The organism is Brooklawnia sp. (assembly GCF_049651565.1).
Lineage (GTDB): Bacteria > Actinomycetota > Actinomycetes > Propionibacteriales > Propionibacteriaceae > Brooklawnia.
Map to the genome: position 1 here is coordinate 14,479 of NZ_JBASCI010000210.1, position 21,592 is coordinate 36,070.

Genomic DNA, 21,592 nt, shown 5'->3' on the forward strand with positions numbered 1-21,592 from the left:
AGGGCTGCCCGCTGGGCCGCCCGATTGCCCGGGACGCCTGCGTCGCCGGGTTTTTTCTTGCCCGGGGAGTGCCTCGACCGGGGCTTCGACACTACGAGAAGTGGGAAGGAGACCCAATGGCGAGGCCTGACAAGGCGGCCGCGGTCGCGCAACTGCAAGAGGAATTCAGCAGCAGCGCGGCCGTCGTGCTGACCGAGTATCGCGGACTCACCGTCAAGAACCTCAAGGACCTTCGCCGGTCCCTGGGTGAGGACGCCAGCTACGCCGTTGCGAAGAACACCCTTGCCCTGATCGCCGCCAAGCAGGCTGGTATCGACGGACTCGACGACCAGCTGACCGGGCCGACCGCGTTCACCTTCATCAGGGGTGACGTGGCCCAGGTGGCGAAGGGCCTACGGGACTTCGCAAAGGCCAATCCGCTTCTGGTCATCAAGGGCGGCGTCCTCGAGGGCCGTGTCCTCGACGCCGACCAGGTCAAGACCCTCGCCGACCTCGAGTCGCGTGAGGTGCTGCTGTCGAAGCTGGCTGGTGCCATGAAGGCTTCCCTCAGCAAGGCGGTAGGCACGTTCGCCGCGCCGCTCACCCAGGCCGCGCAGCTGCTCGGCGCGCTGGAGACCAAGGCTCAGGAGGATCCCTCAGCCATCGGCGGCGCCGGCACGCCGGCCGCCGTGGACCAGAAGTCGGACGACGCGCAAAGCGTCACTGCCTCGGCTCCCGCCGAGGACACTGCCGGAACCCCGGCATCCGAAGCAGCCGATGCTGCTGCGGCCACCACTGACGCGGCGGCTGACGCTGCATCGAAAGAGTAAGGAAGGACGCCAAGATGGCGAAGCTGAGCACCGAGGACCTGCTTGACCAGTTCAAGGAGATGACCCTCATCGAGTTGTCCGAGTTCGTGAAGGCCTTCGAGGAGGCCTTCGACGTCAAGGCCGCCGCCCCGGTCGCGATGGCGGCCGCGGCTCCTGCCGCCGCTGAGGAGGTCGAGGAGGTCGAGGAGAAGACCGAGTTCGACGTCATCCTCGAGGCCGCCGGCGACAAGAAGATCGGCGTCATCAAGGCCGTGCGGTCGCTGACCAGCCTGGGCCTGAAGGAAGCCAAGGACCTCGTCGAGTCGGCCCCGAAGGCCGTCCTCGAGAACGCCAAGAAGGACGACGCCGAGAAGGCCAAGGCCGCCCTGGAGGCAGAGGGCGCCACCGTCACGCTCAAGTGAATCAACGGTCACTGGGTGAGCGCCGGGCCTGAGACCGGCAGCTACCGGTTTGCGGGGGTGGGTTGCGTTCGCGCCCACCCCCGCAGCCACGCCCGCACCGCCGCAGCCGGGCTGGCTGCGATCAGGCACCGATTCGGGCTTGACCGGGGGCCGGACAAGCTGCTGAAATGGCGTGGTACGAGGTGGGTCCCCTGGTGGGGCTTGGCCAGACACCTTGCTTGGGGCAAGATCGACTCGGTCAATGGCGACCGTTTGATTTGCGTGGGGTCGTGGGTTAGTGTACAGTCCCTATTTGCCCCAATTGCGTTTGGTGACCCATGACTTGACATGGGTTGTTCAGCATGCATAGAACCCTTGAGAGTTCTGGAAGGACGACATCTTGGCCACCTCGCGCACTGCGTCGAACACCAACGTCATCTCCACCACCGGCCGGATCTCCTTTGCCAAGATCCCAGAGCCCATGGAAGTCCCGAACCTGCTGGACCTCCAGATCGACTCGTTCAACTGGCTGATCGGCAGCGACGCCTGGCAGGCGAAGACCGAACAGGCCCTCGCCGAGGGTCGCACCGACGTCAACACCCGTTCCGGTCTGGAGGAGATATTCGACGAGATCAGCCCGATCGAGGACTTCAACCAGACGATGTCGCTGAGCTTTCGCGACCATCGTTTCGAAGAGCCGAAGTACACCATCGACGAGTGCAAGGACCGCGACACCACCTACGCCGCGCCGCTGTTCGTGACCGCCGAGTTCATGAACAACGAGACCGGTGAGATCAAGAGCCAGACGGTATTCATCGGCGACTTCCCGCTGATGACCGACAAGGGCACCTTCATCATCAGCGGCACCGAGCGTGTGGTGGTCAGCCAGTTGGTCCGCTCGCCTGGCGTCTACTTCGAGCAGACCCCCGACAAGACCTCCGACAAGGACATCTTCACCTGCAAGGTGATCCCGTCACGTGGGGCGTGGCTGGAGTTCGAGATCGACAAGCGCGACCAGGTGGGCGTCCGGCTCGACCGCAAGCGCAAGCAGAACGTCACCGTGCTGCTGAAGGCGCTGGGGTGGACCGAGGACCGCATCCTGGAGCAGTTCGGCCAGTACGACTCGATGCGGATGACCCTGGAACGTGACCACGTAACCACCCAGGACGAGGCGCTGCTCGACATTTACCGCAAGTTGCGTCCGGGCGAGCCCCCGGCCCGTGAGGCCGCGATGCAGCTGCTCACCAACTACTACTTCAGCCCCAAGCGCTACGACCTGGCCAAGGTCGGCCGCTACAAGATCAACCAGAAGCTGGGCCTGAACCTGCCGTTCGACACCCAGGTGCTGACCATCGACGACATCGTCGCGGCCATCGAGTACGTCTGCGCCCTGCACGAGGGCAGGACCGAACTCGAGCGTCCCGATGAGATGTCGATCATCGTCGAGCCTGACGACATCGACCACTTCGGCAACCGCCGGCTGCGCACCGTTGGCGAGCTGATCCAGAACCAGCTGCGCACCGGGCTGGGCCGGATGGAGCGGGTCGTCCGCGACCGGATGACCACCCAGGACGTCGACGCGATCACGCCGCAGACGCTGATCAACATCCGCCCGGTGACCGCGGCGTTGAAGGAGTTCTTCGGCACCTCGCAGCTGTCGCAGTTCATGGACCAGAACAACCCGTTGGCCGAGCTGACCCACAAGCGCCGCCTGTCGGCGCTCGGCCCCGGCGGTCTGTCCCGTGACCGGGCCGGCATGGAGGTCCGCGACGTCCACCCGTCGCACTACGGCCGGATGTGTCCGATCGAGACCCCGGAAGGCCCGAACATCGGCCTGATCGGCTCGCTGGCGTCCTTCGCCCGGGTCAACGCCTTCGGCTTCATCGAAACCCCTTACCGCAAGGTGGTGGACGGCAGGGTCACCGACCAGATCGAGTACCTGACCGCCCACGAGGAGGACCGCTACAACATCGCCCAGGCCAACGCCGAGCTCGATGCCACCGGCCGGCTGGCCGAGGACCGGGTGATCGTACGGGTGCGTCACGGTGACGTGGACGCGGTGCCGGCCAGCGAGGTCGGTTACATGGACGTGTCGCCGCGCCAGATGGTCTCGGTGGCGACCGCGCTGATCCCGTTCCTGGAGCACGACGACGCGTCCCGTGCCTTGATGGGCGCCAACATGCAGCGCCAGGCGGTGCCGCTGGTGCGCAGCGAGGCGCCCTACGTCGGCACCGGGATGGAGTACCGGGCCGCTGTCGACGTCGGCGACGTCACCCTGGCCACCAAGCCGGGTGTGGTGTCGAGTGTCTCGGCCGACCTGATCGAGGTGGCCAACGACGACGGCACCTACCAGGTCTTCCGGCTGGAGAAGTTCCGCCGCTCCAACGCCGGCACCTGCGTCAACCAGCGCCCGATCGTCAACCCGGGTGACCGGGTCGAGCCCGGCACCCCGCTGGCCGACGGGCCGTGCACCGACCACGCCGAGCTGGCGCTGGGCCGCAACCTGCTGGTGGCGTTCATGCCCTGGGAGGGCCTCAACTACGAAGACGCGATCATCCTGAACCAGCGGGTGGTCAGCGAGGACGTGCTCACCTCGATCCACATCGAGGAGCACGAGGTGGACGCCCGCGACACCAAGCTTGGGCCCGAGGAGATCACCCGCGACATCCCCAACGTGTCCGACGACATGCTGGCCGACCTCGACGACCGCGGCATCATCCGCATCGGCGCCGAGGTCAGCACCGGCGACATCCTGGTCGGCAAGGTCACCCCGAAGGGCGAGACCGAGCTGACCCCTGAGGAGCGGCTGCTTCGCGCCATCTTCGGCGAGAAGGCCCGCGAGGTCCGCGACACCTCGATGAAGGTGCCGCACGGTGAGGCCGGCACCGTCATCGGTGTCCGGGTCTTCGACCGGGAGGAGGCCGGCGACGACCTGCCGCCCGGCGTCAACCAGATGGTCCGGGTCTACGTCGCCCAGAAGCGCAAGGTGCAGGAGGGCGACAAGCTCGCCGGCCGGCACGGCAACAAGGGCGTCATCTCGAAGATCCTGCCGGCCGAGGACATGCCGTTCCTGGAGGACGGCACCCCGGTCGACATCATCCTCAATCCACTGGGTGTGCCGTCCCGGATGAACGTCGGCCAGGTGCTGGAAACCCACCTCGGCTGGATCGCCCACTCGGGTTGGGACATCACCCAGGCCGAGGGTGACTGGGCCGAGCGGCTGCGCGAGGTCGGACTCGGCCAGGTCGGCCCGCACTCGCGGCTGGCCACCCCGGTCTTCGACGGTGCCGAGGAGGACGAGATCGCCGGCCTGCTGGCCCACGGCCTGCCCAACCGCGACGGCGAGCGGATCGTGGACGCCGACGGCAAGGCCGTGCTGTACGACGGCCGGTCTGGTGAGCCCTACCCCGAGAAGGTGGGTGTCGGCTACATGTACATGCTGAAGCTGCACCACCTGGTCGACGACAAGATCCACGCCCGCTCGACCGGCCCGTACTCGATGATCACCCAGCAGCCGCTGGGCGGCAAGGCGCAGTTCGGTGGCCAGCGGTTCGGCGAGATGGAGGTCTGGGCACTGGAGGCCTACGGCGCAGCCTGGGCCCTGCAGGAGATGCTCACCATCAAGTCCGACGACGTGCCCGGCCGGGTGAAGGTCTACGAGGCGATCGTCAAGGGCGAGAACATCCCCGAACCGGGTATCCCGGAGTCGTTCAAGGTGCTGGTCAAGGAGATGAAGTCCTTGTGCCTGAACGTCGAGGTGCTCAGCAGCGACGGCGCGGTGGTTGAACTTCGCGACAGCGAGGACGACTACCGGTCCAGCGACGACTTGGGCATCGACTTGTCCCGTCGTCCGGGTGCCGACTCGTTCGCCATCGTCGACGAAGTCTGATCACTCAGACCCCACACTCAATCGACCAACGACCCATCTACGGGAGACAACAAGTGCTGGACGTCAACACCTACGATCAGCTTCGCATCGGCCTGGCGACTGCCGACCAGATCCGGGAGTGGAGCTTCGGTGAGGTCAAGAAGCCGGAGACCATCAACTACCGCACCCTGAAGCCGGAGCGCGACGGGCTGTTCTGCGAGAAGATCTTCGGGCCGACCCGCGACTGGGAATGCTACTGCGGCAAGTACAAGCGGGTCCGGTTCAAGGGCATCGTGTGCGAGCGCTGCGGCGTCGAGGTGACCCGCAGCAACGTGCGCCGCGAGCGGATGGGCCACATCGAGCTGGCCGCCCCGGTCACCCATATCTGGTACTTCAAGGGCGTGCCCAGCCGGCTCGGCTATCTGCTGGACATCGCGCCGAAGGACCTGGAGAAGGTCATCTACTTCGCCGCCTACATGATCACCTCGGTCGACGAGGCGGCCCGCCACCGCGACCTGTCGAGCCTGGAGGCCAAGGTCGGGGTGGAGCGCGGCCAGATCGAGAAGCGCCGCGACGTCGACCTCGAGGCCCGCAACATCAAGCTCGAGGAAGATCTCGCCACGCTGGAGGCCGAGGGCGCCGACCGTGACATGCGCAAGAAGGTCCGGGACGCCGCCGAGCGCGAGATGAAGCACCTGCGCGACCGCAGCCAGCGCGACCTCGACCGGCTCGACACCGTGTGGACGCGGTTCAAGTCGCTCAAGGTGCAGGACCTCGAAGGCGATGAGGTGCTGTACCGGGAGATGAAGGCCCGCTTTGGCAAGTACTTCGAGGGCTACATGGGCGCCGAGGCGATCCAGAAGCGCCTGCAGAGCTTCGACCTGCAGGCCGAGGCCGACTCGCTGCGGGAGATCATCAAGACCGGCAAGGGCCAGCGCAAGACCCGCGCCCTGAAGCGGCTCAAGGTGGTGCGCGCGTTCATCGATACCGACAACTCGCCGCTGGGCATGGTGCTCGACTGCGTCCCGGTGATCCCGCCGGACCTGCGCCCGATGGTGCAGCTGGACGGTGGCCGGTTCGCCACCTCCGACCTGAACGACCTGTACCGGCGCGTGATCAACCGCAACAACCGGCTCAAGCGGCTGCTCGACCTGGGCGCACCCGAGATCATCGTCAACAACGAGAAGCGGATGCTGCAGGAGGCCGTCGACTCGCTGTTCGACAACGGACGCCGCGGCCGTCCGGTCACCGGACCGGGCAACCGTCCGCTGAAGTCGATCAGTGACATGCTGAAGGGCAAGCAGGGCCGGTTCCGTCAGAACCTGCTCGGCAAGCGCGTCGACTACTCCGGCCGTTCGGTCATCGTGGTCGGCCCGCAGCTCAAGCTGCACCAGTGCGGCCTGCCCAAGCAGATGGCCCTGGAGCTGTTCAAGCCGTTCGTGATGAAGCGGCTGGCCGAGCAGAACTACGCCCAGAACATCAAGAGCGCCAAGCGCATGGTGGAGCGGCAGCGTCCGCAGGTCTGGGACGTGCTCGAGGAGGTCATCAAGGAGCACCCGGTGCTGCTGAACCGCGCACCGACCCTGCACCGCCTGGGCATCCAGGCCTTCGAGCCGCAACTGATCGAGGGCAAGGCCATCCAGCTCCACCCGCTGGTCTGCGCGGCCTTCAACGCCGACTTCGACGGCGACCAGATGGCGGTCCACCTGCCGTTGAGCGCCGAGGCGCAGGCCGAGGCCCGGATCCTGATGCTGTCCAGCAACAACATCCTCAAGCCGGCCGACGGGCGCCCGGTCGCCCTGCCCAGCCACGAGATGATCATCGGCATGTACTACCTGACGATGGACATGGACGGCCTGCCCGGTGAGGGACGGGTGTTCAGTTCGCCGGCCGAGGCGGTCATGGCCCACGACCTGGGCGAGATCGACATGCGCTCCCGGATCAGGGTTAGGATGCGCGACATCGCGGTGCCGGCCCACTTGGCCGACCAGGTCCGCGCCGATGGCTCGGTGCTGATCGAGACCACGCTGGGCAAGATCACCTTCAACGCGGCGCTGCCCGACGACTTCCCGTTCGTCACCGAGCACGTCGGCAAGAAGCGGTTGAGCGCGATCGTCAACGTGCTGGCCGAGCAGTACCCGCGCACCGTGGTCACCCAGGTGCTCGACGAGATGAAGGACATGGGCTTCCGGTGGGGCAGCCGCTCCGGTGTGACCGTGTCCATCGGCGACGTCCAGACCCCGCCGAACAAGGCCGAGATCATGGCCGGGTATGACGCCAAGGCCGCCAAGATCGACCGGCTCTACGAGCGGGGCGCGGTGACCGACGACGAGCGTCGTCAGGAACTGATCCAGATCTGGACCGACGCGACCAGCGAGTTGACCGAGGCGATGGAGAAGAACTTCTCCACCACCAACCCGATCTACATGATGGTCAACTCCGGTGCCCGCGGCAACATGACCCAGATGCGTCAGATCGCCGCCATGCGAGGCCTGGTGGCCAACCCCAAGGGTGAGATCATCGCCCGGCCGATCAAGTCGAACTTCCGGGAAGGCCTGACGGTGCTGGAGTACTTCATCTCCACCCATGGTGGCCGAAAGGGGCAGGCGGACACCGCACTGCGCACCGCCGACTCCGGATACCTGACCCGCCGGCTGGTCGACGTCAGCCAGGACGTCATCATCCGCGAATCCGACTGCGGCACCGAGCGTGGCCTGACGAAGACCATCGCCGTGCTGGACGAGACCGGGACGCTGCGGCCGGTCGGTGCGCTGGAGACCAGCTCACTGGCCCGCAACCTAGCCGTCGACGCGGTCACCGAGACCGGCGAGGTGATCGTCCCGGCCGGCACCGACCTGGCCGAGGAGCACATCCCGCTGCTGATCGCGGCCGGCATCACCGGCGTCAAGGTGCGTTCGGTGCTCACCTGCGAGGCCGCCACCGGCGCCTGTGCGATGTGCTACGGACGCTCGCTGGCTGGTGGCAAGCTGGTCGACGTCGGTGAGGCGGTCGGTATCCAGGCCGCCCAGTCGATCGGTGAGCCCGGCACCCAGCTGACGATGCGTACCTTCCACACCGGTGGTGTGGCCGGGGACGACATCACCCTGGGCCTGCCCCGCGTCGTCGAGCTCTTCGAGGCCCGCACGCCGAAGGGCAAGGCGCCGATCGCGGAGGCCGACGGCCGGGTCAAGATCGAGGACACCGGCCGTGGCCGCAAGCTGGTCATCGTCCGTGACGACGGCCAGGCCGACGTGGAGTACCTGGTGCCCCGGCGCGCCCGGCTCGAGTTCGAGGACGCCAACGGTTTGCGGCACTCGATCGCCGACGGCGACCACGTCAACGTGGGCGACCAGTTGACCGCCGGCACCATCGACCCGCAGGACGTCCTGCGCGTCCAGGGTGTTCGCAAGGTTCAGGAGCACCTGGTCAGCGAGGTGCAGCGGGTCTACGCCACCCAGGGCGCACCGATCCACGACAAGCACATCGAGATCATCATTCGGCAGATGCTGCGCCGGATCACGGTCATCGACTCCGGTGACACCGACATGATGCCCGGTGAGCTGGTCGACCGGCAGACCTACGAGCAGGCCAACCGCACCGCGCTCACCGAGGGCGGGCGCCCGGCCGAGGGCCGTCCGGTGCTGATGGGTATCACCAAGGCCAGCCTGGCGACCGACTCGTGGCTGTCCGCGGCGTCCTTCCAGGAAACCACCAAGGTGCTCACCGATGCGGCCATCAACGGCAAGTCGGACACCCTGCACGGCCTGAAGGAGAACGTCATTCTCGGCAAGCTGATCCCGGCTGGTACCGGCCTGGACCGCTACCGCAACATCCGGGTCGAGCCCACCGCCGATGCGCGAGCGAACGCGTACACGCTCAGCTATGACGCGTTCGACTACGACTTCGGCTCGGGCACCGGGGCCGCCGTCCCGCTGGACGACATGGACTACCGCGACCTGCGCTGATCTGTCGCGCCGGCCGGCGACCGCCGGCCCGGTTGAGCAAGAGGGCATCCACCACCACGGTGGGTGCCCTTCTTGCTGTGGCAAGAGTTTTTGACCGACCGGGACCGGGCAGGTAGAGTGGCACGTCGTGCCCGGCATGTCCGGCACCATGTGCGTACCCTGGCGTTGAGCCCGGCACCTAAACGTTTGCGAGGAGCCTGGGACAAGTGCGGAGTTCGCACGGCGACGCCAGTTGCGAACCCGGGAGAACGGTGACCTCCCGGTGGCGGAACCAGGCTCGCAGCCAGGGAAGAAGACAATGCGGTGACGCCTGCATCCGGCGGTCGCCACACAACGGAAAGAGATACCAGCAGGTGCCAACAATCCAGCAGCTGGTCCGCAAGGGCCGCACTGACAAGGTCAACAAGAACAAGACGCCCGCGCTCAAGGGTTCCCCCCAGCGTCGCGGCGTGTGCACCCGGGTGTACACCACCACGCCCAAGAAGCCGAACTCGGCGTTGCGCAAGGTGGCCCGGGTTCGGCTCAGCTCCGGCATCGAAGTGACCGCCTACATCCCCGGAGTCGGCCACAACCTGCAGGAGCACTCGATGGTGCTGGTGCGTGGCGGTCGTGTGAAGGACCTGCCTGGTGTTCGCTACAAGATCGTTCGCGGTGCCCTCGACACCCAGGGCGTCAAGAACCGCAAGCAGGCTCGCAGCCGTTACGGCGCGAAGAAGGAGAAGTAATGCCTCGCAAGGGTCCCGCGCCCAAGCGCACCGTGGTCGTTGATCCGGTCTACGGCTCGCCGCTGGTTTCGCAACTGGTCAGCAAGATCCTGCTGGGCGGCAAGAAGACCGTCGCGCAGAACATCGTCTACACCGCCCTCGAGGGCACCCGCGAGAAGACCGGCGTCGACCCGGTACAGACCCTCAAGAAGGCGCTGGACAACGTCCGGCCGTCTGTCGAGGTGAAGAGCCGGCGCGTCGGCGGTGCCACCTACCAGGTGCCTGTCGAGGTCAAGCCGGCCCGGGCCAACACGCTGGCGATGCGTTGGCTGGTTGGTTACGCCCGCGCCCGCCGCGAGAAGAGCATGTCCGAGCGGCTGATGAACGAGATCCTGGACGCCTCCAACGGTCTGGGCGCCACGGTCAAGAAGCGTGAGGACACCCACAAGATGGCAGAGGCCAACCGCGCCTTCGCCCACTACCGCTGGTGACTCGCCTGGGGTCGCCCTCTGTCCCTGGGGGCGACCCTTCGCATGTCCGGCTCCGGTCAAGCGCAGTCGAACACAATCTGAACGATTTCACCCGAGAAGACATCCACACGAACAGAATTAGGGGATCCCGTGGCCCTCGACCTGCAAACCGACCTCAAGAAGGTGCGCAACATCGGCATCATGGCGCACATCGATGCCGGCAAGACCACCACGACCGAGCGCATTCTGTACTACACCGGCATTACCCACAAGATCGGTGAGGTGCACGACGGCGCTGCGACGATGGACTGGATGGAGCAGGAGCAGGAGCGCGGCATCACGATCACCTCGGCGGCCACCACCTGCTTCTGGAAGGGCTACCAGATCAACATCATCGACACCCCCGGGCACGTCGACTTCACCGTCGAGGTGGAGCGGTCGCTCCGGGTGCTGGACGGTGCGGTGGCCGTCTTCGACGGCGTCGCCGGCGTGGAGCCGCAGTCGATGACCGTCTGGCGGCAGGCCAGCAAGTACGGCGTCCCGCGGATCTGCTACGTCAACAAGCTTGACCGCACCGGCGCCTCGTTCGACTTCGTGGTCGGCACCATCCGCAACCGCCTGCAGACCACCCCGGTCAAGCTGCAGCTGCCGATCGGCGCCGAGACCAAGTTCATCGGTGTGGTCGACCTGGTCGAGATGGTCGCCAAGACCTACCGCGGGGAGACCACGCTGGGCGCCGACTACGAGGTCGAGGAGATCCCGGCCGACATGAAGGACGCCGCCGAGGCGGCCCGCGCCGAGCTGGTCGAAGCCGTGTCGGAACACGACGACGAGTTGATGGAACTGTATCTGGAGGGCGTCGAGCCGACCGTGGAGCAGCTCAAGGCGGGCATCCGCCGGGGCGTGCTGGCCAATGCCTACACCGCCGTGGTCTGCGGCACCTCGTTCAAGAACAAGGGCATCCAGCCGCTGCTGGACGCCGTGGTCGACTACCTGCCGGCCCCGGTGGACGTCCCGGCCATCGAGGGCTTCAAGCCGGGCGATGAGTCGGTGACCATCGAGCGACACCCCGACAAGGACGAGCCGCTGGCGGCGCTGGCGTTCAAGATCGCCGCCGACCCGCACCTGGGCAAGCTGACCTACGTGCGGGTCTACTCAGGCGTCCTGCAGGCCGGCACCCAGGTGCTCAACGCGGTCACCGGCAAGAAGGAGCGCATCGGCAAGATCTACCAGATGCACTCCAACAAGCGGCAGGAGGTGCCGTTCATCCCGGCCGGCAACATCTGTGCGGTGATGGGCCTCAAGCAGACCGGCACCGGGGACACCCTGTGCGATCCGGCCGACCCGGTCGTGCTGGAGTCGATGGACTTCCCCAACCCGGTCATCGAGCAGGCCATCGAGCCGAAGTCGAAGGCCGACCAGGAGAAGCTCGGCACCGCCATCCAGCGGCTGGCCGAGGAGGATCCGACCTTCCGGGTGCACACCGACGAGGAGACCGGCCAGACCATCATCGCCGGTATGGGCGAGCTGCACCTGGAGGTGCTGATCGACCGGATGAGGCGCGAATTCCACGTCGAGGCCAACATTGGCAAGCCGCAGGTCGCCTACCGCGAGACCCTGCGCCGGCCGGTGCAGAACGTCGAGTACACCCACAAGAAGCAGTCTGGTGGCTCCGGCCAGTACGGCAAGGTCATCATCAGCCTGGAGCCGGCCGAGCCGGGCGCCGGCTACGAGTTCGTCAATGCCGTCACCGGTGGACGCATCCCCAAGGAGTACATCCCGGCTGTCGACAACGGCATCCAGGAGGCCATGCAGTTCGGTGTGCTGGCCGGCTACCCGGTCGAGGACATCAAGGTGACCCTGAACGACGGTGCCTACCACGACGTCGACTCCTCCGAGCTGGCGTTCAAGATCGCCGGTTCGATGGCGTTCAAGGAGGCCGCCCGCAAGGCGGACCCGGCGCTGCTGGAGCCGTTGATGGCGGTCGAGGTGACCACCCCGGACGACTTCCTCGGCACGGTGATCGGCGACCTCAACTCAAGGCGCGGCCAGGTGCAGTCGATGGAGGAGAAGCACGGAAGCCGGGTGGTGCACGCGCTGGTGCCGCTGGCCGAGATGTTCGGCTACGTCGGCGACCTGCGTTCGAAGACCTCGGGTCAGGCCACCTACGCGATGGAGTTCCACTCCTATGGCGAGGTGCCCAAGAACATCGCCGACGAGATCGTGGCCAAGGCTCGCGGCGAGTTGTGAACCGCGCGGACACGGCGGGTTCTCGTCTGTCCCGCCGTGTTGCCGACGGTTTGACTCTCGGCAAAGACCGGACGAGAATTGGTAAGGTTCGTGGGTGATGCCCGCGGGTCCTGACCAGCCTGTGAGCAGGACAACTGAGCTGCGGGAACACCCGCAGCTGCCAAACCAGGTGTGCCACGCAACCAGCGTGGCGACAAACCAGAAGGAGCCCAAGTGGCAAAGGCCAAGTTCGAGCGGACCAAGCCGCACTGCAACATCGGCACCATCGGCCACGTCGACCACGGCAAGACCACGCTGACGGCGGCGATCACCAAGGTGCTGCACGAGAAGTACCCCGAGCTCAACGCGGTCTCCGCGTTCGACCAGATTGACAAGGCACCCGAAGAGCGTCAGCGCGGTATCACGATCTCGATCTCCCACGTCGAGTACCAGACCGAGAAGCGCCACTACGCGCACGTTGACTGCCCCGGCCACGCCGACTACGTCAAGAACATGATCACCGGTGCCGCCCAGATGGACGGCGCGATCCTGGTGGTTGCGGCGACCGATGGCCCGATGGCCCAGACCCGCGAGCACATCCTGCTGGCCCGCCAGGTCGGCGTCCCGGCGATCGTGGTTGCGCTCAACAAGTGCGACATGGTTGACGACGAGGAGCTCATCGAGCTCGTCGAGATGGAGGTCCGCGAGGCCCTGTCCGACCAGGAGTTCGACGGCGACAACTGCCCGGTCGTCCGGGTGGCCGCGTTCCCCGCCATGAACGGCGACCCCAAGTGGAGCCAGTCCATCCTCGAGCTGATGGACGCCGTGGACGAGTACATCCCGCAGCCGGTCCGCGAGGTTGACAAGCCGTTCCTGATGCCTGTTGAGGACGTCTTCACCATCACCGGTCGTGGCACCGTGGTGACCGGCCGCATCGAGCGCGGCATGGTCAAGACCGGCGAGTCGGTCGAGATCGTGGGCCTGGCCCCGACCCAGACCACCACCGTCACCGGTGTCGAGATGTTCCGCAAGATCCTGGACGAGGGCCAGGCCGGTGACAACGTCGGTCTTCTGCTCCGCGGCACCAAGAAGGAAGATGTCGAGCGCGGCATGGTCGTCGTGAAGCCCGGCAGCACCAAGCCGCACACCGAGTTCCAGGGCAACGTCTACGTGCTGACCAAGGAAGAGGGCGGCCGTCATAAGCCGTTCTTCTCGAACTACAGCCCGCAGTTCTACTTCCGCACCACCGACGTGACCGGCACCGTCTCGTTGCCCGAGGGCACCGAGATGGTCATGCCTGGCGACAACACCGACATGAACGTCGTGCTGCAGAAGCCGATCGCCATGGAGGAGGGCCTCAAGTTCGCGATCCGCGAGGGCGGCCACACCGTCGGCGCCGGCCGGGTCACCAAGATCATCAAGTGACCTGCTGAAGCAACTGACGCGCTGCCCGTCCCCAGCTGAGGGGGCGGGCAGCGCGTTTTTGTGTTCGGGAGCGCGCTCGGAGGCTCGTCGGGCACGGTTCGGCGCTCCAGCCGCTGGGCTCGCCGCCGGCTCTGGGCTCGGCTGCAGCGCTCGGCATCGCCAGGACGTGCATTTTCGGGCCTGCTCGACGCATACTGCCCGCGTTCGGGGCGATCAGCGTGCATTGTCGGTGCGGCACGACGGTTACTGCCCACCTCCAGGGTTCTTTGCCAGCCGAATACCGTTGAGGCATGGAGCCCGAACCTGTGGTCGACGCCCCGGTGGTCGAACCGACTGCCGTCCTCGACGCGCAGCCAGGGGTCTCGCGGGCCAGCAAGTCGCTGGCACTGGTGCTGGACGATCTGGTGCGCATCCCCGGCACCGACGTCGGCGTCGGTCTCGATGGGGTGGTCGGGTTGATTCCCGGCATCGGGGACGCCACCACCACGACGGTGGCAGCGGTGATCCTGGGCGATGCCGTCCGGAACCGGGTGCCGTTGCCGGTCCTGGCCAGAATGGGCGTCAACCTCGGCGCGGACGCGCTGCTCGGGCTGATCCCGGGTCTGGGTGACCTGTTCGACGTTGCCCACCGGGCCAACCGCAAGAACCTTCGCCTGCTGCAGCGCAGCATCAACGACCGGCAGCGCACCAGGCAACGTTCAGTGGTCTACCTGATCGTCGCGGTCAGCATGGTGGTGGGCATACTCGCGGTCTTGCTGGCCGCGTTGCTGTGGAGCCTGTGGCTGTTGTGGCAGCTGATCACTCCCCGCTGATGACCCGTCCCTTCGGCGGCTCCTGCTGCACGTAGTTGATCAGGTGGTTGCGTTCGTCGGTCAGGGTGCCCAGGCGAGCCTTGACCACGTCGCCGATGCTGACGATGGCGAGCAGCCGGCCGTTCTCGTCGGCGACCGGCAGGTGACGGACGCGGTATTCGGTCATCACCGCGGCCAGGTCGGCGGTGTCGTCGTCCAGTGAGCAGACCCGCACCTCCGACTCCATCAACTGGCGGACGGGCAGCCGGCGGATGTCATCCTCGGTGGAGGCCAGCTGGGCCACGATGTCGCGCTCCGCGACCAGGCCCACGATCCGATCGCCGTCCACGACGACGACCGAGCCGATCTTGTACTCGTTGAGCAGCTTCAGCAGGTCAGCCACCGTGGCGTCCGGAGTGATCGTGACAACGTCGTGGCCCTTGCGCTTCAGTACGTCATGGACTCGCATGCCCACACGTTAGTGCCGCAGGCCCCCCGATGGGGCGCAAAGCGGCCAGATGCGCTGGTGGACGCGGGGGGAGTGGGCGCGCGCGGGGGAGGCGCGCGTGGGGGAGGCGCGCGTGGGGGAGGTGGGTGTGCGCGGGGAGTGGGCCCAGATGCAGGCCACCGAAGGCCGCTGGCGGCGTCCGCAATGGGGTCGGGACGCCGGCCCGGTAGGCTGGGCGATCGTGAACGCTCCAGCCCGCACCCGAGTCGCGCCCAGCCCCACCGGTGACCCCCACGTCGGTACCGCCTACATGGCGTTGTTCGACAAGGCTTGGGCGGTCCTGACCGGCGGGCAGTTCGTGCTGCGGATCGAGGACACCGACCAGGCCCGGCAGGTGGTCGGCTCCGAGCAGCAGATCTACGACTCGCTACGCTGGCTCGGCCTGGACGCCGACGAGAGCCCGGAGGTCGGCGGACCGTATGCGCCGTACCGGCAGTCCGAACGGCTGGACACCTACCGGCCCTACGTCGACCAGCTGATCGAGGCCGGCCACGCCTACTACTGCTGGTGCTCCGGCGAGCGGCTGGCGCAGATGCGCGCCGAGCAGCAGGCCACCAAGCAGGCCGACACCGGCTACGACCGGCTTTGCCTGGGCCTGACCCGAGAGCAGCGCGCCGAGCTGCCCGGGTTCAGCCAGACCCCGGTGGTGCGGATGCTGATTCCCGACGATGTCGAGCTGTCGTTCGAGGACCTGATCCGAGGGCAGGTGCGCGCCCCGATGCCGGACGACCAGGTCATCCTGAAGGCGGATGGCTTCCCGACCTACCACCTGGCGGCGGTAGTTGACGACCACCTGATGGACATCACCACGGTAGTGCGAGGCGAGGAGTGGATCAGCTCCACCCCCAAGCATCGGCTGCTGTACCGATGGTTCGGTTGGGATGAACCGCAGTATGCGCACATGCCGTTGCTGCGCAACGCCGACAAGTCGAAGATCTCCAAGCGCAAGAACCCGGCTGCCCGGCTGCTGTGGTTCCGCGAGCAGGGCTACCTGCCCGAAGCCTTGCGCAACTTCCTCCAACTGCTTGCCTACCCACCGGCCGAGGGTGAGCAGGAGGTCACCAGCTTCGAGCAGTTCGTCGCCGACTTCAGCTGGTCCAAGGTCAGCACCGTCGGGCCCATCTTCGACACCAGGAAGCTGGACTGGCTGAACGGCGTCTACATCCGGGCGCTGCCGGCCGACGAACTGGCCGACCGGATCGTCGACTACGCGCTGACCAGTGGCCAGTGGGCCGAGGTGCCGCCGAACGGTCGCCAGATCGTGCGCGCGGCCACGCCGCTGATCGCCGAACGGCTGGTCACGTTGGCGGACGCGTTGCCGAAGATCGAGTTCCTGTTCACCCCGGACGCCGAGCTGGTCATCGAGACGGCCGCCGTGGCCAAGCTACGCCCTGACGCAGTCCAGGTGCTGGACGCCGCGACACGGGCGCTGACCGACCTGTCCGACTGGACCAGCGACGACATCCAGGCAGCCCTGCGGGCGGCGCTGGTGGACGACATGGGGTTGAAGCCGAAGTTCGCCTTCGCGCCAGTCCGGGTGGCGATCACTGGCGACCAGGTCTCGCCACCGCTGTTCGAGTCGATGGAGATTCTGGGGCGCGAATCGTCGCTGGTCCGCATCGCCCGGCTGCACTCGCAGCTGTGAGGCCGGCCGTCGGTAATCGGGGGCAGCACCCCCACAGACATCTCCTACATCCGTGGCCCCGTCGATTTGAACCGATCGGTCGCGCCATGTCATGATTGGCAGGTTGCTCCTTTGGGGCCAGTGTGCGCACGTCGCGAATAGGCGGTTGAACCGCCGAGGTCGGTCGGGTGGGCACGGGTTCCGGAGCAGGCTGCTGGCGGTCGAGTGAGTCCGTTCCGGGAGCCGCACCCAGTCGATGTGGGCGCTGCCCACAGCTCTGCAGGACACCGCGAGGTGGCCGCGGCGGGCTGGTAGGCATCTGAACAGAGGGTTTGGATCTGGTGCGGTGGACCGTGCGCGACACGCCCGACCACGGGGGTCGAGCAACGCGGCATTGACAAGCACTTTTGGACGCCGATTCGGGCACTTTCCGGAGCGGTCCAGCGGGCCTGTCGCGCCGAACCATCCGGTTACAGACGTAGCAGGGACGAGTAGAAGGAACAACCGTGGCGGGACAAAAGATCCGCATCAGGCTTCGGGCCTATGACCATGAGGTCATCGACTCGTCGGCGCGCAAGATCGTCGACACCGTCACCCGGACGGGTGCCAAGGTGGCCGGCCCAGTGCCGCTGCCGACCGAGAAGAATGTGTGGTGCGTCATTCGCTCCCCGCACAAGTACAAGGACAGCCGCGAGCACTTCGAGATGCGCACCCACAAGCGGCTCATCGACATCCTCGACCCGACCCCCAAGACGGTTGACTCGCTGATGCGACTCGACCTGCCGGCTGGTGTCGACATCGAGATCAAGCTTCCGTGAGGCCGCTGACATGAGTAACGAACGTAATGTGAAGGGTCTGCTGGGCACCAAGCTCGGCATGACCCAGGTATGGGACGAGAACAACCGAATCATCCCGGTCACCGTCATCCAGGCCGGCCCCTGCGTCGTCACCCAGGTGCGCACCCCCGAGACCGACGGTTACTCGGCCGTCCAGCTCGGGTTCGGTGCGATCCGCGCCAAGTCGGTGACCAGGCCCGCCGCCGGCCACTTCGACAAGGCCGGCGTGACCCCGCGCAAGCACCTGGTCGAACTGCGCACCTCGGCGGCTTCCGAGTACACCATCGGTCAGGAACTGGCCGCCGACGTCTTCGCCGACGGCGACGTCGTCGATGTGACCGGCATCAGCAAGGGCAAGGGCACCGCCGGTGTGGTCAAGCGGCACGGCTTCGCCGGTCTGCGGGCCAGCCACGGTGTGCACCGCAAGCACCGCGCCCCCGGCTCCATCGGTGGCTGCGCCACCCCGGGCAAGGTCTTCAAGGGTCTGCGGATGGCTGGGCGGATGGGTGTCGACAAGGTGACCGTCCAGAACCTGACCGTTCACTCGGTGGACGCCGACAAGGGTCTGCTGCTGGTCAAGGGCGCCGTCCCCGGTAACAAGGGTTCGCTCGTGGTGATCCGCAACGCCGCCAAGAAGGGTGCGGCCAAGTGAGTGAGACTTTGAAGGTTGACGTGCTGGACGCCAAGGGCAGCAAGTCCGGCACCGCCGAACTCCCGGCCGAGATCTTCGACGCCGACACCACCGTCCCGCTGCTCCACCAGGTCGTGGTGGCCCAGCAGGCCGCCGGCCGCCAGGGCACCCACGCCACCAAGACCCGCGGCGATGTCCGCGGCGGTGGCGCCAAGCCGTGGCGCCAGAAGGGCACTGGCCGGGCCCGCCACGGGTCGCGGCGTTCCCCGCAGTGGACCGGCGGCGGCGTGGCCCATGGGCCCCAGCCGCGCAGCTACGCCCAGCGCACCCCGAAGAAGATGATCGCCGCCGCCCTGCGTGGCGCACTGAGCGACCGGGCCCGGGAGGGACTGCTGTTCGTGATCGACCAGGTCGTGGCGGGCGAGGCCCCTTCGACCAAGCAGGCCGCGAGCCGGCTGGCCGGGTTGGGTGACTTCACCCGCTACCTGGTGGTGCTCGACCGTGACGATGCCACCGGTTGGCTCAGTCTGCGCAACCTGCCAGGCGTCCACGTCATTGCCGCCGACCAGTTGAACGCCTACGACGTCGTGGTTTCGGACGCCGTGGTCTTCACCCAGGCCGCGCTGGAGGCGTTCGTCGCCGGCCCCGCCAGGGGCAAGTCAGTCAAGGCGACCGCCACCGAGTCGGAGGCCGAGGCGGCTGCGACCGAGACTGAGGCCGCCGCCATCGAGGACCAGGAGGACGACAAGTGAGCGAGACCAAGATCCGCGACCCCCGCGACATCCTGCTCGCGCCGGTCGTCTCCGAGAAGAGCTACAGCCTTCTCGACGAGAACAAGTACACCTTCATCGTCGACCCGCGGGCCAACAAGACCGAGATCAAGATCGCGGTCGAGCAGGTCTTCGGCGTCAAGGTGATCTCCGTCCACACCCTCACCCGGCAGGGCAAGACCCGTCGTACCCGCTACGGCATGGGCCGGCGCCCCAACACCAAGCGCGCGATCATCAGCGTCGCCGCTGGTGACCGGATCGACATCTTCCAGGCCTGAGACAAGGAACGACGAGACAGATGGCAATTCGCAAGTACAAGCCGACCACACCAGGTCGCCGTGGTGCGAGCGTCTCCGACTTCGCCGAAGTCACTCGCTCGACCCCGGAGAAGTCACTGGTGGCGCCGAAGACCAAGACCGGCGGTCGGAACAACCAGGGCCGGATCACCACCCGGCACATCGGCGGCGGCCACAAGCAGGCCTACCGGATGATCGACTTCAAGCGCTACGACAAGGACGGCGTGCCGGCCAGGGTGGCGCACATCGAGTACGACCCGAACCGCACCGCCCGCATCGCCCTGCTGCACTACGCCGACGGCGAGAAGCGTTACATCATCGCCCCGACCGGCCTGAAGCCCGGCATGACGGTGGTCTCTGGTGTCGGGTCCGACATCAAGCCGGGCAACAACCTGCCGTTGCGCAACATCCCGGTCGGTACCACGGTGCACGCGGTCGAGCTGCGACCCGGCGGTGGCGCCAAGATGGCCCGTTCGGCCGGCGCCGAGATCCAGCTGGTCGCCCGCGAGGGAAGAATGGCCACCCTGCGGATGCCGTCGGGTGAGATGCGAATGGTCGACGTCCGCTGCCGCGCCACCGTCGGTGGAGTCGGCAACGCCGAGCAGTCCAACATCCACTGGGGCAAGGCAGGCCGGATGCGCTGGAAGGGCGTCCGCCCCTCGGTCCGCGGTGTCGTGATGAACCCGCACGACCACCCGCACGGCGGTGGCGAGGGTCGCACCTCCGGTGGCCGCCACCCGGTCACCCCGTGGGGCAAGCCCGAGGGCCGCACTCGCGACAAGAACAAGGCCAGCAACAAGATGATCGTCCGTCGCCGCAAGTCCGGCAAGAAGCGCTGATTGGGAGCCTGAAAGATGCCACGCAGCCTGAAGAAGGGCCCGTTCGTCGACGAGCACCTGGCCAAGAAGGTCGATGCCCAGAACGAGAAGGGCAGCAAGAACGTGATCAAGACCTGGTCGCGCCGCTCGATGATCGTGCCGGACATGATCGGCCACACCATCGCCGTGCATGACGGACGCAAGCACGTCCCGGTGTTCATCACCGAGTCGATGATCGGCCACAAGCTCGGGGAGTTCGCGCCGACGCGCACCTTCCGGGGCCATGTGAAGGACGACAAGAAGAGCCGCCGGCGCTGAGCTGAGCAGACAAGGAACTGATTCGACTATGAGCATCAACAACGAGCGACCCAGCCGTCGCCTTGCCCTGCTCGGGGATCGGCCTGGCTCGTACGCCATTGCACGCCACGTGCGGATGAGCCCGATGAAGGTGCGCCGGGTGATTGACCTGGTGCGCGGGATGGACGTCACCGACGCCCTGAACACCCTCAAGTTCGCCCCGCAGGCAGCCAGCGAGCCGGTCTACAAAGTGATCGCCTCCGCCGTCGCCAACGCCGAGAACACCGATTCGCTGCGGGCCGACGACCTGTACATCTCGCAGGCGTTCGTGGACGAGGGCGTCACCATGCGCCGCATCCGGCCGCGGGCGAAGGGCTCGGCCAGCCGCATCTACAAGCGGGCCAGCCACATCACCGTGGTCGTGGAGCCACGCGCCGAGGCCCCGGTACCAAGGACTAGGCCGGCCCAGAAGTCCGGCGCCAAGAAGACCGACGAGCAGAAGGAGGCCTGAGCATGGGACAGAAGATCAACCCGATTGGCTTCCGGCTGGGCGTGACCACCGACCACCGAGCCCGCTGGTACGCCGACAAGCAGTACGCCGAGTACGTGGGCGAGGACGACAAGATCCGCCAGTACCTGCGCAAGAACCTGGAGCGGGCCGGCATCAGCTCGATAGAGATCGAGCGGCGCAGCGAGCGGGTGACCATCTACCTGCACGCGGCGCGTCCCGGCATCGTGATCGGCCGCAGCGGCACCGAGGCGGAACGAATCCGGGCCGAACTGGAGAAGCTCACCGGCAAGCAGATCCAGCTCAACATCCTCGAGGTCCGCAACCCCGAGACCGACGCCCAGCTGGTCGCGCAGGGCATTGCCGAGCAGCTCGGCGCCCGCGTCGCGTTCCGGCGGGCCATGCGCAAGGCGCAGCAGACCGCCATGCGGGCCGGTGCCCAGGGCATCCGGGTGAAGTGCTCGGGTCGTCTGGGTGGCGCCGAGATGAGCCGATCCGAGGGCTACCGCGACGGACGCGTCCCGCTGCACACCCTGCGCGCCGACATCGACTACGGCTTCTACGAGGCCCGCACCACCTTCGGCCGGATCGGTGTGAAGGTGTGGATCTACAAGGGAGACGTCGTCGGCACGCGCGCCGAGCGCGCCGCACAGAAGGCAGGCC

Annotated in this window: 19 protein-coding genes; 18 read left to right on the forward strand and 1 reads right to left on the reverse strand. The window is 66.9% G+C overall.

Annotation, left to right across the window (positions count from 1 at the left end; genetic code table 11):
- The first annotated feature begins 116 nt into the window (after positions 1-116).
- The 9 genes from rplJ to WBL05_RS09880 all read left to right on the forward strand — a co-directional run bounded on the left by rplJ (position 117) and on the right by WBL05_RS09880 (position 14,662).
- Positions 117-809 carry a 50S ribosomal protein L10 gene (rplJ, locus tag WBL05_RS09840; RefSeq protein ID WP_424225590.1) on the forward strand — a complete coding sequence of 231 codons (693 nt, stop codon included), beginning with the start codon at positions 117-119 and terminating at the stop codon, positions 807-809.
- A 14-nt stretch (positions 810-823) separates the two neighbouring features.
- Positions 824-1,210 carry a 50S ribosomal protein L7/L12 gene (gene rplL / locus WBL05_RS09845; RefSeq protein WP_424225565.1) on the forward strand — a complete coding sequence of 129 codons (387 nt, stop codon included), beginning with the start codon at positions 824-826 and terminating at the stop codon, positions 1,208-1,210.
- 379 nt (positions 1,211-1,589) lie between these two features.
- Positions 1,590-5,078 carry a DNA-directed RNA polymerase subunit beta gene (locus tag WBL05_RS09850; protein ID WP_424225566.1) on the forward strand — a complete coding sequence of 1,163 codons (3,489 nt, stop codon included), beginning with the start codon at positions 1,590-1,592 and terminating at the stop codon, positions 5,076-5,078.
- Between the two features lie 53 nt (positions 5,079-5,131).
- Positions 5,132-9,022: a DNA-directed RNA polymerase subunit beta' gene (locus WBL05_RS09855; protein WP_424225567.1), complete on the forward strand. Its 3,891-nt coding sequence runs from the start codon at positions 5,132-5,134 to the stop codon at positions 9,020-9,022.
- Between the two features lie 353 nt (positions 9,023-9,375).
- Complete coding sequence (gene rpsL, locus WBL05_RS09860) at positions 9,376-9,747, forward strand: 30S ribosomal protein S12 (protein WP_424225569.1); 372 nt, start codon at positions 9,376-9,378, stop codon at positions 9,745-9,747.
- Positions 9,747-10,217, forward strand: a complete 471-nt coding sequence (gene rpsG, locus WBL05_RS09865; protein ID WP_424225571.1) for a 30S ribosomal protein S7 — start codon at positions 9,747-9,749, stop codon at positions 10,215-10,217. The genes rpsL and rpsG overlap by 1 nt, the downstream gene beginning before the upstream one ends.
- A gap of 129 nt (positions 10,218-10,346) precedes the next feature.
- Positions 10,347-12,446: an elongation factor G gene (fusA, locus tag WBL05_RS09870; protein ID WP_424225572.1), complete on the forward strand. Its 2,100-nt coding sequence runs from the start codon at positions 10,347-10,349 to the stop codon at positions 12,444-12,446.
- 213 nt (positions 12,447-12,659) lie between these two features.
- Entirely contained in the window at positions 12,660-13,850 is a 1,191-nt protein-coding gene (gene tuf / locus WBL05_RS09875; protein WP_424225574.1) for an elongation factor Tu, read from the forward strand.
- 290 nt (positions 13,851-14,140) lie between these two features.
- Positions 14,141-14,662, forward strand: a complete 522-nt coding sequence (locus WBL05_RS09880) for a DUF4112 domain-containing protein (RefSeq protein WP_424225576.1) — start codon at positions 14,141-14,143, stop codon at positions 14,660-14,662.
- Here WBL05_RS09880 and WBL05_RS09885 read toward each other — a convergent pair.
- Entirely contained in the window at positions 14,649-15,110 is a 462-nt protein-coding gene (locus WBL05_RS09885) for a CBS domain-containing protein (RefSeq protein ID WP_424225578.1), read from the reverse strand. The two genes, WBL05_RS09880 and WBL05_RS09885, sit on opposite strands and share 14 nt — an antisense overlap.
- 97 nt (positions 15,111-15,207) lie before the next feature.
- Between WBL05_RS09885 and gltX the strand changes: the two genes are divergently transcribed.
- The 9 genes from gltX to rpsC all read left to right on the forward strand — a co-directional run.
- Positions 15,208-16,794 carry a glutamate--tRNA ligase gene (gltX, locus tag WBL05_RS09890; RefSeq protein WP_424225580.1) on the forward strand — a complete coding sequence of 529 codons (1,587 nt, stop codon included), beginning with the start codon at positions 15,208-15,210 and terminating at the stop codon, positions 16,792-16,794.
- A gap of 485 nt (positions 16,795-17,279) precedes the next feature.
- Positions 17,280-17,591, forward strand: a complete 312-nt coding sequence (rpsJ, locus tag WBL05_RS09895; RefSeq protein WP_016668002.1) for a 30S ribosomal protein S10 — start codon at positions 17,280-17,282, stop codon at positions 17,589-17,591.
- A 10-nt stretch (positions 17,592-17,601) separates the two neighbouring features.
- On the forward strand, positions 17,602-18,261 hold the full coding sequence (rplC, locus tag WBL05_RS09900; protein ID WP_424225581.1) for a 50S ribosomal protein L3: 660 nt from the start codon (positions 17,602-17,604) through the stop codon (positions 18,259-18,261).
- The gene (rplD, locus tag WBL05_RS09905) at positions 18,258-18,992 is read left to right on the forward strand and encodes a 50S ribosomal protein L4 (RefSeq protein ID WP_424225582.1); all 735 of its coding nucleotides are present in this window, start codon (positions 18,258-18,260) and stop codon (positions 18,990-18,992) included. Before rplC ends, rplD begins: the two co-directional genes overlap by 4 nt.
- Complete coding sequence (gene rplW, locus WBL05_RS09910; RefSeq protein WP_424225583.1) at positions 18,989-19,288, forward strand: 50S ribosomal protein L23; 300 nt, start codon at positions 18,989-18,991, stop codon at positions 19,286-19,288. The genes rplD and rplW overlap by 4 nt, the downstream gene beginning before the upstream one ends.
- 20 nt (positions 19,289-19,308) lie before the next feature.
- The gene (rplB, locus tag WBL05_RS09915; RefSeq protein ID WP_424225585.1) at positions 19,309-20,145 is read left to right on the forward strand and encodes a 50S ribosomal protein L2; all 837 of its coding nucleotides are present in this window, start codon (positions 19,309-19,311) and stop codon (positions 20,143-20,145) included.
- A gap of 15 nt (positions 20,146-20,160) precedes the next feature.
- The gene (gene rpsS, locus WBL05_RS09920; protein ID WP_424225587.1) at positions 20,161-20,442 is read left to right on the forward strand and encodes a 30S ribosomal protein S19; all 282 of its coding nucleotides are present in this window, start codon (positions 20,161-20,163) and stop codon (positions 20,440-20,442) included.
- A gap of 28 nt (positions 20,443-20,470) precedes the next feature.
- Positions 20,471-20,932 carry a 50S ribosomal protein L22 gene (gene rplV / locus WBL05_RS09925; RefSeq protein WP_424225588.1) on the forward strand — a complete coding sequence of 154 codons (462 nt, stop codon included), beginning with the start codon at positions 20,471-20,473 and terminating at the stop codon, positions 20,930-20,932.
- Between the two features lie 2 nt (positions 20,933-20,934).
- On the forward strand, positions 20,935-21,592 hold a 658-nt coding region (rpsC, locus tag WBL05_RS09930), incomplete at its 3' end, for a 30S ribosomal protein S3 (protein WP_424225589.1).

Coding starts and splice junctions, on each gene's coding strand:
- rplJ (WP_424225590.1), top strand. CDS start 117: ATGGCGAGGCCTGACAAGGCGGCCGCGGTCGCGCAACTGCAAGAGGAA.
- rplL (WP_424225565.1), top strand. CDS start 824: ATGGCGAAGCTGAGCACCGAGGACCTGCTTGACCAGTTCAAGGAGATG.
- rpsG (WP_424225571.1), top strand. CDS start 9,747: ATGCCTCGCAAGGGTCCCGCGCCCAAGCGCACCGTGGTCGTTGATCCG.
- WBL05_RS09880 (WP_424225576.1), top strand. CDS start 14,141: ATGGAGCCCGAACCTGTGGTCGACGCCCCGGTGGTCGAACCGACTGCC.
- WBL05_RS09885 (WP_424225578.1), bottom strand. CDS start 15,110: ATGCGAGTCCATGACGTACTGAAGCGCAAGGGCCACGACGTTGTCACG.
- rplC (WP_424225581.1), top strand. CDS start 17,602: ATGAGTAACGAACGTAATGTGAAGGGTCTGCTGGGCACCAAGCTCGGC.
- rplB (WP_424225585.1), top strand. CDS start 19,309: ATGGCAATTCGCAAGTACAAGCCGACCACACCAGGTCGCCGTGGTGCG.
- rpsS (WP_424225587.1), top strand. CDS start 20,161: ATGCCACGCAGCCTGAAGAAGGGCCCGTTCGTCGACGAGCACCTGGCC.
- rplV (WP_424225588.1), top strand. CDS start 20,471: ATGAGCATCAACAACGAGCGACCCAGCCGTCGCCTTGCCCTGCTCGGG.